At 42.5% G+C, this 12992-nt stretch carries 5 protein-coding genes; all 5 read right to left on the bottom strand.

The window, feature by feature from the left end; genetic code table 11:
• Positions 1 to 89: 89 nt before the first annotated feature.
• Positions 90 to 2177, bottom strand: a complete 2088-nt coding sequence (gene pnp / locus FTV43_RS04235; RefSeq protein ID WP_171525211.1) for a polyribonucleotide nucleotidyltransferase — start codon at positions 2175 to 2177, stop codon at positions 90 to 92.
• A gap of 261 nt (positions 2178 to 2438) precedes the next feature.
• Positions 2439 to 2708, bottom strand: a complete 270-nt coding sequence (rpsO, locus tag FTV43_RS04230; protein ID WP_004975922.1) for a 30S ribosomal protein S15 — start codon at positions 2706 to 2708, stop codon at positions 2439 to 2441.
• Positions 2709 to 3529: 821 nt separating this feature from the next.
• Positions 3530 to 5314, bottom strand: a complete 1785-nt coding sequence (gene recD / locus FTV43_RS04225) for an exodeoxyribonuclease V subunit alpha (protein WP_179994929.1) — start codon at positions 5312 to 5314, stop codon at positions 3530 to 3532.
• A gap of 67 nt (positions 5315 to 5381) precedes the next feature.
• Entirely contained in the window at positions 5382 to 9101 is a 3720-nt protein-coding gene (locus tag FTV43_RS04220; RefSeq protein ID WP_179994985.1) for a UvrD-helicase domain-containing protein, read from the bottom strand.
• A 44-nt stretch (positions 9102 to 9145) separates the two neighbouring features.
• Positions 9146 to 12886 carry an exodeoxyribonuclease V subunit gamma gene (locus FTV43_RS04215; protein WP_179994928.1) on the bottom strand — a complete coding sequence of 1247 codons (3741 nt, stop codon included), beginning with the start codon at positions 12884 to 12886 and terminating at the stop codon, positions 9146 to 9148.
• Positions 12887 to 12992 lie beyond the last annotated feature (106 nt).

The following is a 12992-nucleotide window of genomic DNA, read 5'->3' as shown; positions in this document are numbered from 1 at the left end:
AAATCAACAAAATTTTGCACATAAAAAAAAGCCCGCATTCAGTTTGAATACGGGCTTTTCATTGACCATTTCAGATCATCAACACAGCATTATGCTTGTTCGATGTCTTTCATAGTTAATTTGATACGACCACGGTTGTCTACATCGGCAACCTGTACTTTCACTTCCTGACCTTCTTTCAGAACGTCTGCTACGTTAGCAATACGCTCGTTCGAGATTTGTGAAATGTGAAGTAGACCGTCAGTACCCGGAAGGATATTTACGAAAGCACCGAATTCAACAATACGGATGACTTTACCTGTGTAAATTGTACCTGGTTCAATTTCAGCAGTTAATGCCTGAATTTTTGCAACAGCAGCTTGTGCAGCAGCTTTGGTTTCACCAAATACACGTACTGTACCGTTGTCTTCAATATCAATTGCAGCTTTAGTTTCTTCAGTAATTTGACGGATGGTTGCACCACCTTTACCAATTACATCACGAATCTTGTCTGGGTTGATGTTGATGACTTGGAAGGTCGGCGCGTGCATAGAAATTTCTGGACGTGCACGTGAAATCACTTGGTTCATTGCATTCAAGATGTGCATACGACCTGCATAAGCTTGGTTCAATGCAACTTCCATGATTTCTTCAGTGATGCCTTCAATTTTGATGTCCATTTGAAGTGCAGTAATACCGTTGGCAGAACCTGCAACTTTAAAGTCCATATCACCAAGGTGGTCTTCATCACCCAAGATGTCAGAAAGCACTGCAAAACGCTCGCCTTCTTTTACCAAGCCCATTGCGATACCTGCAACTGGTGCTTTAAGCGGAACACCTGCATCCATAAGTGATAAAGAAGCACCACATACAGACGCCATAGAAGATGAACCGTTTGATTCAGTAATGTCAGATACAATACGAATCACATACGGGAAGCGGTCTGCAGCAGGAAGAACAGCTTGCACACCACGACGTGCCAAACGACCGTGACCAATTTCACGACGTTTAGGACCAGATTCACGACCTGTTTCACCTACAGAGTATGCAGGGAAGTTGTAGTGCAACATGAAGTTGTCAGTTTTAGTACCTGATAATGTATCTACCATTAAGGCATCACGTGTATTACCCAAAGTCGTGGTAACTAATGCCTGAGTTTCACCACGGGTGAACAATGCCGAACCGTGCGCACGATCAAGCACACCCACCTGCACATCTAATGCACGTACAGTTTTGGTGTCACGACCATCAATACGTGGCTTACCAGACAAGATGTTGTCACGTACAGTGCGGTATTTCAGGTCTTCAAAGAGTTCATTCAAGTCATCTGCGATGCCATCAACGTCTTCTTCTGGAACAAACTGAGCTACAGCTTCAGCTTGAAGTGCGTCTAATGCAGCATAACGGTCTTGCTTAATTGCAATCGTATATGCTTCAGAAATTTTCGCTTCAAATGCTTCTTTTAACTTCGCACGAAGGTCTTCATTTTTCTCTGGTGCAGTCCAAGTCGATTCTGTTGCGCCAGCTGCCGCAGCAAATTCTTTGATCGCTTGAATTGCAATTTGCATTTCGTCATGACCGAAAAGCACCGCGCCTAACATTTGGTCTTCTGAAAGTTCTTTCGCTTCAGATTCAACCATTAATACTGCAGATTCTGTACCTGCAACCACAAGGTCAAGGTCAGATTGCGCCATTTGTTCAAAGTTCGGGTTAAGTACGTATTCGCCGTTGATTAAACCGACACGTGCAGCACCAATTGGGCCACGGAAAGGCGTACCTGCAATTGCAAGTGCAGCAGAAGTACCTAACATGGCTGCAATGTCAGCGTCCATGGTTTTGTCAGAAGACACAACCGTCGCAGTCACTTGAATTTCGTTATAGTAACCTTCTGGGAACAACGGACGAATTGGACGGTCAATCAAACGTGAAATTAAAGTTTCCGCTTCAGACGCACGGCCTTCACGCTTACCATAACCACCAGGGATACGACCTGCAGCATATTGTTTTTCTTGATAGTTAACAGTCAGTGGGAAGAAATCTTGACCCGCTTTTGCTGTTGGTTGAGCAACCACTGCAACCAGTACAGTCACGCCACCCATAGTAATCATTACCGTGTTGGCTTGACGCGCTACACGACCAGTTTCAAGTACAACTTGGTGCTGACCAAATTGAAATTCTTTACGAATAATATTAAACATCGACATGTTTTATTTTTTCCTAGTTCTTGTGAACAATTATTCTCGTGGAGACCCCTAAGGTTTGGCATTCACAATACAATTATTTAGGTAAATGACAAAGCTTAGAAGCCGACCTCACTCGAATGAAACACGATTTTTAAACACAAAGAAGGAGCGAATCATTCGCCCCTTCCACTGATCTAGCCAAGGCTAGATATACTTTAGTTTTCAGTAATACAGCATTCAACATGCAATAGTCCGAAAATAAAAGCTTAAATCGAATTAACGACGTAAACCTAAAGCAGCAATCAATGCGCTGTAACGAGTCACATCTTTGCCTTTAAGGTAGTCAAGTAACTTACGACGTTGGTTAACCATACGGATTAGACCGCGACGGCTATGGTGGTCGTGTTTGTGCTCTTTGAAGTGACCTTGTAAGTCATTGATTTGAGCAGTTAAAAGCGCTACTTGAACTTCTGGTGAACCAGTGTCGTTTTCAGCACGAGCAAATTTAGCGATGATCTCTGCGCGATCTGCGTTTGTTAAAGCCATTCGATTTCTCCGAGATGCTTAATAAAAAGATTTGATACCGATCAATTGATTGCTCAATTGACTGCCGTGCATCACTACAGCAAGGGCATTATTTTAAGGCAAAAACGTGCCGATTGCAAAACAGAACGACAAACAAGCACTTTTAATTTTGAGATGTACCAATAAAAGTATGATTTATGCTAAGGGTATACACATCATGTTAGGTATAAAGTGTCTAAGGAAAATAAATATACAATTGTATATGATTGATAATATGTAATATTTTGCCAACTGCTTTTCATCCACTGGAATATTTTGCCGTTAAAATAAAACAGCCCGAGCATAGCTCGGGCTGTTTTTTGCGCTGTAGTTTCTTGTCTTATTATTCTTATTGTCTTGTTTATTGTGGTTATTTGCGCGTTTTCGCGTCTTATTCTCTGAACATTCCTGTTCTTGCTTTCACGTCCTTGTGTGGTAGATTTTGCCACAATACTAAAGTGAAAGAAGTCGTATTTCTCGTATCTGTTTGTAAGCTTTTTCTTACAACAGGTAAGCATTGTCAGCATTTTGCAAATCACCCAAACTTACAGGCATAAAAAAGCCCTGTAGTCTCTCCCAAAACTACAAGGCTTAGCGGCTGTAAGTTTCCTCTTCTCACTCACGTCCTGTCAGTTCGCTGTCTTTCGACATTTATCGTTATTATTCTGCGATTATGCTCAACTATCCCTATTGAGCTTTTTATGTGAAGTCATCTTCTCAAAAAGATCTTGAAATCTCTATGCGCAAATTTCTCGAATCAATGTAAGCCATTTCGTACAAAACCATCTCTTATTCAGTTTTACTTAACAATCCAAAGCGTCATTAATTCTGGCTAATAAACCACTGCTGCGACGGGTACGAATCATCAAAGCTTGCTGCAAAGCTTGCGCATCAACCAACAAACTTACGACTTTTTTAGCACGGGTAATGGCAGTGTAGATCAGCTCCTTACTCAGCAAGTTTTTTGCCGCAGCATCCAACACCACAGCTGTATGAGTAAATTCAGAACCTTGCGATTTATGAATAGTAAGTACAAATGCGGTTTCAATATTTTTAGGTAAGCGTGTTGCAGGCACCCACTTATTTAAACTTGGAAAATATACTTCAAACTGGCGCTGATCATTCTGCTCTCGCATAAAACAGATGCCAATATCACCATTCGACAACCCCAGTTGATAATCGTTATAGGTCATCATGACGGGGCGTCCTGCATACCAATCGCCATGTTTGGTTTGTTTTAACTGTTGCAACAAGCGTTTTTCAATCTGTAAATTCAGTTGTTGTAAACCCAAATGACCATGACGAATTGCGGTTAAAATACGGTAATCATCAAATACATTCACCACATTCTCAACATGCGCTTGAAATGCTGTACTTGATTGTTCCAAGCCCAAAGTATGTGCTTTTAATACCGCTACATAAGCCTGATAACCATACATCAGCTGATCATAATAATGCGCTAAATTTTCCGCTGAAATTTGCCCATTTTGCTGAGGTAAATATTGCAGTTGTAGGGCATCTATTTCGACTTGCTTAAATTGAATTGGCTTTAATTCACCTGCTGCCACGACTTGCTGTTCAAACTCAGCCAAAACCTGTGCAGGAGAATGTTCTTGCTGAATAAACTTCGCCATTGCGCCAATTTTTGCACCTTCAGCAAAACGACGTGTGGTCACTAAATTGACACGGTTATTTGCGAGTTCAGGCACTTGCTGTAAATCGGCCAATACTGTACCGACATCGACTGAAGCCAATTGATTGGCATCGCCCAACAGAATTAAACGTGCCTGCGCAGGAATGGCAGCCAATAACATCTGTGACAGGCTTAAATCCAGCATCGACGCTTCATCGACCACAATCACGTCATAAGGTAGAGGTTGTTTAGCGTGAAAACGTGGCTTGCCTGTATTGCCTAAGCCCAATAAACGATGCAAAGTCACGGGTCGTAATTGACGTAAAGCATCGACATTAAACATTTGTAAAGCTTGACTATTCAAGGCATTTTGCAAAGCTTCATCCATCCGCTGTGCCGCTTTGCCTGTTGGTGCAGCCATCGCAATCCGAATATTGGGCAAAGCTTGATTGAGCACCGCAACAATATGCGCCAAAGTATAGGTTTTTCCTGTACCTGGCCCACCAGTGATAATACTTAAACTTTGAGTTGCCGCAGTCTGTAACGCTTTTTGCTGCTGTGGATCTTGCAATAAATTAAGCTGTTCGGCTTGTAATTCAAAGGACAAAGGCGGCTGCGCCTGAATCCGTAAAATATCGCTAGCAACCTGATGTTCCAGTTTCCAGTAGCGATGCAAATACAAACGCTGCCCATCAAATACAAACGGTGCAATTTGTGGATCAGGATTTAAAGCGCTACGCTGCAAGTTCATGTACAAATGCTGCAATGCCGCCACTTGTTCTGCAGTTGCAGGAATACAGCTATCGCCTTGCTGAATGGCATCGAGCACCTGTTGCATCAAAATTTGCGCTGAAGCATCAAAAGTGACATTGCTAAATGGCGGCTGACACAGGTAATCCATCCACGCCTGCATTGGCGTTTGAGCTGAATTTAAGTGAATATGCTTGTTTTCCACACAGTTATCCTCAAAGTTATCCACAGGATAAGCAATTGTTTTATTAAGTCGATGAGCTGACTTAGCGTTATTTTTTAAGTTCAAAGTAACCCAATATTTGATCTAATTGCAGAGTAAATTCCGCATCTGGCCGCCAATGACAAACCCCTTGCCCTGCTTGTCCCTGCATGCCACGCAAATACAAATAGCTGGCTCCACCCAAATGTTGCCGAATATCATAATCTTGCAAACGACTGCCTAAATAACGGTGCAACGCCACCAAGTACAATGCCGCTTGTAACCAATAACTCGATTGAGTCATGTTGTGTTCAAGATTGGTTTTCTCATAATCGCGCTGATCGGCACCCAAATAATTACTCTTATAGTCGGCAATGTGATAACACTGCCCATCAAAATAAACCAAGTCAATTGAGCCTGTCAGATAACGCGCAGTAGCGGCTTCATTTAAATCTTGAATAGGATGTCCCGCATCTTCAAACAATTGCTGAATTGCTTGAGTAAATAAGCGCTGATCTGCCAACGCCAAATAGAATGGAAACTCTGATAAATAATGTGCAGTAGATAAGGCGGAAAGCTGGAAAGTATCGTGCAAAGGAGTATTCAACACATCCTTCAGCCACTCGGTCATGTGCGCAAAAATATCTGCTTCCTGCACAGTCGCGCTGCCTTTGGCAGTGTCGAGTTTTGCAATCAAATCTACCAATAACACATCTGAATTAAACTCTTTGTCGTTATGAAAACGGCGTTTGACTTCTTCAAAAATGTCATCATGACTGGCTTGAAAGTCGATATATTCAAAGAGTTTATGTAAAAAACTCCCCGCTTGAGTACCACGCTGAAAATTAGCTTTGATCCATGCAATCGGTTGAGCCACCTGTACGATTTCCTGTTCCGTTTCGACAGGTTCCTGATTGATTTCGTCGGCAGCAGCAGCCTGCTCCTCGCTTGCCAATGCCAAAGTATCGCTACGCATGGCGGCAGGTAAATGTTGTGCCAAGCCACTAAAACTGGTTTTGGTTCGTGGATAAAAGCGACGCTGCGGAAAATCTGCAGCTTCAATCTTAATTTCTTGCACTTGTTCAAGTTGTAATGCTGCCGCCAATTGTGTCAGAGGTGCTTCATCACAGCTCCATGCTGCTGCAATTTCTGCTGAACTTGGCGCTTGTAAACGCCAGACATTTAAACCAGCAGATTTTGGTGCAGCCTCTTTTTTACCTTCTTTTGCAGGCGCAGGCTGTTTTAGCATCGCATAGACCCGATAACTGGCACGGGTGAGTGCCACATACCAAAGCCGATTCAACTCTGCCAAACGGCGCTCACTGTGCTGCTGCATTGCTGTGGCATCTATGTCTTTATATTTAATGGCAATGACACGTTGCTCAATGCCTTGCGCTTCCTGCGTTGCAAACACCAAAGTAGACTTGTCAGATTTGGGCGGCTGATCTGCCGACATCAAAAAGACCACTTTAAACTCCAAGCCTTTGGACTGGTGAATGGTCATCAATTTCACGCCTGCCGCATTAGAAAGTTTTCGTTCAATTTCCCAATCGCGTTTGGCAGGTGATTCAACTTGCTGTAAATACCAGTAATACAGCATGTAAGCCCCTTGATGGCGTTCACTTTGACGACTCAGCAATTCGGTTAAATGGCGTAAATTCACCACATGCCGTTCATTGTCAAAACTGCGTTTTGCCACCAAATTTTCCCAAATTTTAAATAAGTTCAGGCAGTAATTCCATGCGGTTAAAAAGCCTTTATTGACCCACATTTCCCGAATGCAGTCGAAGTCATAAATAAACTGACCTAACCCCTGTTGCTCAAGTTCAATCAACTGTTGCAGGTTATAACCCAATAAACGTGTCAGTAAGGCACGCTTGACCTTGGCTTCATCATAAGGATGTAAAATTGCAGTTAAAATTGCTGCCACATCTTTGGCTAAAAAGCCTGTAAAAACACTGCGCTGACTACTTCTATTGACCTGAATTCCAATCCGTTCAAGCTCGTATTGGGCTTGATCAAGCTTTTGATGACTGGTCGATAAAATGGCAATATCATCGGCTTGTAAAGCGACTTTGCCTGAAGAGTGATCAAAATATAAATCGCCTGCAATGCCTTGATTTAATAACTCGCGAATTTTTCGTGCAATTTGAATGGACTCATCCTGATCATGTTCCACCGTTACCCAACGCAGCGGTGCGGGATTGGCCTGTTGCCGATCCATTAAGGCAGGATGAGGACGTGAACCTGCAATGACAGGATCATAAATCACTTTTTCACCAAAAGCGGGTTGGCGTTGAAATAACTCATCCACCACACTGACCAGCTCTTTCACTGAACGATGATTTTGTCTGAGCGAGTAAATGCGACCTTGTTTTTTCAGCACATCATCGCGGGCATTGTTATAGGTCAGCATATCACCACCGCGGAAACCATAAATCGCCTGCTTAGGATCGCCCACCATAATCATACAACCACGCGCATACCACTTTGGATTGCGCCAAATTTGTGCCAGCATGTCATCTTGATCTTGGTTGGTATCCTGAAATTCATCCACCAAAATCAGTGGATAACGGGTATGCACAAACTGCGCAAAACGCTGCCCACGTTCGCCCTGCAACGCTTCGGCTAAGCTGCGAATTTGTTGGGCAAAGGTGGTTTCCCCTTTTTGCTGTAAAAGTTGCGGTAAACGCTGCTTGACGTGTTGTACCAAATAGAATTTTAAATTGGTATCCACCAATTCAATTTGACGCTCAAAATTAAGTTTGGCATCCACAACTGCTTTGATTTTTCGGATCACAGGATGATCAAAAAAAGCATCTTGCACCTCTTGCGTACATGGCGCTTTCGCTTTGTTAAAAATAGATTTTCTGAGCTTACCGTCTTGATTCAAATATAGTGCAAAGACCGCATTAAACAATGCGGCAAGGTGTGAATTAAAATAATGTTCTAAAGGATTATGCTTAATTTTTTCAATCAGTTTTGGCAAAGCTTCTGTAAATAGTGGCTGCAACCCCTTCTTGTCACTCCCCGCGACATAATGGGAAAAATTAAAACTATATTCACCATCATAATATTCTTTTAATTCTTCAATTTGCGTCATGGTGATACTGGCTAAATTCTGCAACGCCTCTGCTAAATCCTGAACCTCCAACTGTGCCTGATCTATGCCTTGAATCTCTGCCGATGCAAAATTTAAACTGGTATTGACCAAACCCTCATAATCGGCTGCCGATTTCAACCGCCCACATAACAGCATATAGTCCACAACATGCTGAGGCTGTGCCTGAATCCATTCACGCAGCACATCATGCACCAATTGTTCGATATAGACCGATGCTTGGTCAGTAATATTGGCGCGCTCAATTTTGCCACTTTCAAAGGAAAATTCACGCAATAATTTTTGGCTAAAGCTATCTAATGTTCCTACAAATAGCTCATCCAGTTGCGCACTCACCAACTTCAAACGTGAACTGGCATAGTCCAGTTTTAAACGATATTTCTGCAAAATATGTTTGAGTAAAGGGTCTTGTAGTTGTGTAATTTTCTCTGCAAGGGCACGCTGATCTAAAGACTGGTTTAAACACTGATCGATATATTGTTGGGTTTCAAGCAAACGTGCACGAATACGACTTTTTAGCTCGGCTGCTGCGGCACGGGTAAATGTGGTCGCAATCACCTGATTAGGCAAATAATCTTTCAGGAAAATCCGCACCATCAAACTAGATAAAGTATAGGTTTTTCCTGTACCTGCCGATGCTTCAATCCAATGCAAGCCTTTAAATTGCATCTCTTGAATTGGGTCATAACAAATTGGGAATAGGCTAGATGAGTTCACGCAGATTCCCCTTGTTTTTGAAGATTTTTCGCAGATTCATAATTTTCAATGATGGGCTGATACAGTCGATGGCTATATTGCTGAAATGCCTCAATCAACAACGGTTCAGTTTCACTGTCTTGAAAAATAAATGACCAGTCTGGGTGATTTTTCTCACTTTCATCAATAAAGCTCCTCCTAGCACCGTCATGCCAATGTTTTACGAAGCTTTCCATGTTCAAAACCTGATCGGACTGAGCTTCATCCCATTGGATTTCAAATTCTTTTTTATCTTTCATTTTTAAAACTAAAGCCGCAGGCAATAACACAGGATATTGCTGTGCGTGTTTCCAGAACTCAAACCACTGGGCTAAATACTCGTGTGCTTGCTGTGCATTGATATTGGCAAAATGAATCACCGCATCTTTACACACCACAATCCGCTCTAAATCTTGATGTTCTGTGTTCTGATAGGCCACCCAAAACAAATATTCCAACCACACTTCGGCATATTTTCTTGGTCTGGCACTCGCTGCCACCACGCTACACCAAAGCTTTGTCGGCTGTTCAGGCACTTGAATACGGATATGCAGATGCGGATTCATTTTCCAAAGCTGTTGCGTTGTTGTGGTTGCCTCGTCTGCAAATTGCTGGAGTGTGTCACGTAAATATTGCTGTTCTTGCAGTCCCGTTTGAAACGTGGCATTTAAGGTTTTACCCACAGGCAAGGTATCTTGCAACAAGCTTTCTGCATCTTGCTCGCCATGTTGCAGTAAAAAATCACGCACACTATATTTTTCCAAGCCATTTAAAATCAGTGGCTCATGGTTCATTGCAGCAGTGTCGGATTGTAAATTTTCGACTCCAATCGCTTTTAAATAGGCACGTGCAGGGAAACATACATCTCGAATCCATTGCATACTGTCGAGTACCACCACGTCTTGTGGCAATAATGGATATTCACCAAACCATGCTTCGCGTGGTGTGGTTTCTTGCTGCATTTGTTTGGCAACCCGATACCATTGATCTTTAAAGCGAACTTCACGGCTTTCGGCAAAACGCAGTTGATCAAAAGGTTGCAAACTATGTAAGTGATAAAGAGATTTCAATTGTGCGGGAATCTCGACACCATTCAAATTTAAGCGTGAATCGCTAGCTTCATCGGGATGTTTCACAATCAACTCCAAATGCTGCACAAATTCCTGCACCAGCACGGATGGATCGCGCACCTCGCCATCACTGACATCAAAACCGTTATAAAATAACCAAACACTGTCTTGCGCCAACAATAAACTATCTAAAAATGCCCCTTGATCATCCTCAATGCGTGAACGATCTCCGAGTTGTGGTTTTAATAATTGCATCAAATCAAAAGCCAATTGCTGGTCACGACTTGGGAACACGCCATTGTCCAAATTCAGCATCACAATCAGCTTATACGGCAGTGGACGAATTGCACCAATTTGGCTAAAGGTAATGGCGCCCGATGGACTGGCTTGTTCGAGTTGGGTTTCGAGCTGGGCTGAAATTTCTTGCAGAATATAATCCAGCGGTAAGCTTAAATGACGCAAATCTTGACCCGACTGCACATCAAAATAACTGGCTAAGGTCAGCATACGGTCATGTTTTTGCACCAAACTAAACACCGATGCCAACACATCTACCCCTGCATCCTGAAACTCACTCAGGTCTTGCATCAGTTGTTTAAGCCAATATTCCACCGTTTTGGCTTGCCCCAATTCATGCTGAATTAGCCAATCACGGCGCTGTGCAAAATCCTGATAAATTTGAACCAGTTTAAAAATCAATTCAAAATCGCTACTTTGCACATCGGCATAACTTAAAGTGTGCTGAACCACGCAATGCTCTGGCACTGCAACGCCCAAAGCCAAACGATCTAAAGCAAACTTTAAGCTGAACCGATAATCTTGATCATCTGCACTCAGGCTGCGTTTTAAATGCTCGGCATCTAAACCACGTTTAAAACCTGCATTGGCCAACAACTCATTCATGCGCTCAATATTGTTTAAATTCAAGGCATAACGCTGTTGTGTGGCAGCTAAACTCAACCAGTCACCAAACTCCTCAAAGCTAAAACGTCCTTGTACCAACGCTATACGCCCAACCACCGCACGCCAAGCATTGTGAATATCTAAAGAGCTGATACCTGCTATTTGAATAGGCAAATACACACTATCTTGACTGAGTTGATGCCCTAAAGTAGCTTGATTCTGCTGTGCTTTTTGTTGTCCTTTCTGATAGAGATCACGCTCACTTGGCGGTGCAGCAAATACGCTGCGAATTAAAGACTCTTGTTCTTTGAGTTTCGGACTCAATACCAAAATATCACTGGCTTGGCGGCTGTCATCTTGTCCTAGCCATGCAATTAAACGATCTTTGAGTACCTCAAGCTGACGTAAACTTGAATGACACACATGAATTTGCAATGACTCATCGGCAGGATCTAAGTCATACGCCTGCGCGACTGGCTCAACCAAATTCAATACATCCGATTGAATTTTACCCAGTAAATGCTGCGGCTCTTCTTCAGGGAAAAGATCATACCACTCGCCTTCATCACCACTTGACAACGCCGCCAATAAAGAAAAGTGATCACGTGCCTGTTTACCAAAGCGTGTCAGCAAAGGATGATGTGACTCGCGCATATCGGCATTAAATTCGCCATTATATTTTTTGATATATGCAGCAATATCATCATCACTTACGGTTTTATTTTGACTTTCCATCTCACGAATAAAACGACTTTTGATTCGCGCATCCATGTTTAATTTCCACTTAGGATCGACCATGTCTGCCCAATATTCTTGCGATGGGTTGTAATGCAGAATAAAAATATCCATATACTGCGCCAAACGGCGGATAAACAGCAACTGACTTGGCGGCAAATCCAATAAGGTAAAAATCACCAACTGTTTGGGTAATTTGTTAATACACGAATTTGGATTTTCAGGCTCGCCCAAAGCTTGCCAAAATTGCAGATCAATCTCCTGCATTTTTTCAAAATCTGCATGAAAAATATGCAACCACAACCAACTTTGCCATTGCTCTAATTCTTCGGCTTGCTCTTGAGTAAATGCGGCTATTTCCAATGCCGCTTGTTTTTCTTCTTCGCTCTCAAAGTTTTTAGGGATATAAATTTGCTGCTTTAAGTTCAGGCGTTTCTGCTGTCCCCAAACCGCTAACCAATTGCTTTGACATTGGCAGACACCCTCGCAGCCTTTTTGGCAAAAACCACGATAAACCATGTAATTGCTAAATAAACGTGAAACTTTATCTGCCACCCAATACAGCATGTTTTGCTTTTTGAGCTGCTTTTCTAAACCCTGTGACAATTGCTCTGCGCTGTCATAAATTCGCTGAATCAAACGATGTAAAGCATGCTCGGCAGGAAGTGGGTTTTGTTCGTGTTGTATCCACGGTTGTAAGTCATAAAACACACGCCATTGCATCACAATACGCGGAATATTTGCCTGACGCACCCGATCTTTATCGTCTAAAACTGCCTGATAAGCGGCCCATTGAAAGGCACGAATACGATGATGAAATTCAGTATTGGCACTAATGCCTTTTTGCTCGGCTATTTTTTCCGTCAGCCACTTTTCTACTGCCACTGAAGGCACAATAAAATGCTGGGTTTGTAGCACCTGAAGCGGATTCGATGTCGGTTGACGTATGGTTTTCAGCATTTCATTGACTAAAACTTCTATACGTTGGCTTTGTATGACATGAATCGCCATAAGGTATCCTTTAATTTATTTTGAATAAGAATGTATTAAATGTACTAGAAGGCCGTTGATCTATCATTTGCCTCAAGCACAACAAAAGAATAAAGATTATTGGCTA

Source organism: Acinetobacter sp. YH16053 (assembly GCF_013417035.1).
GTDB lineage: Bacteria > Pseudomonadota > Gammaproteobacteria > Pseudomonadales > Moraxellaceae > Acinetobacter > Acinetobacter towneri.
The sequence above is the reverse complement of the archived record's forward strand: the minus strand, read 5'-3'. Positions and strand labels throughout refer to the sequence as shown.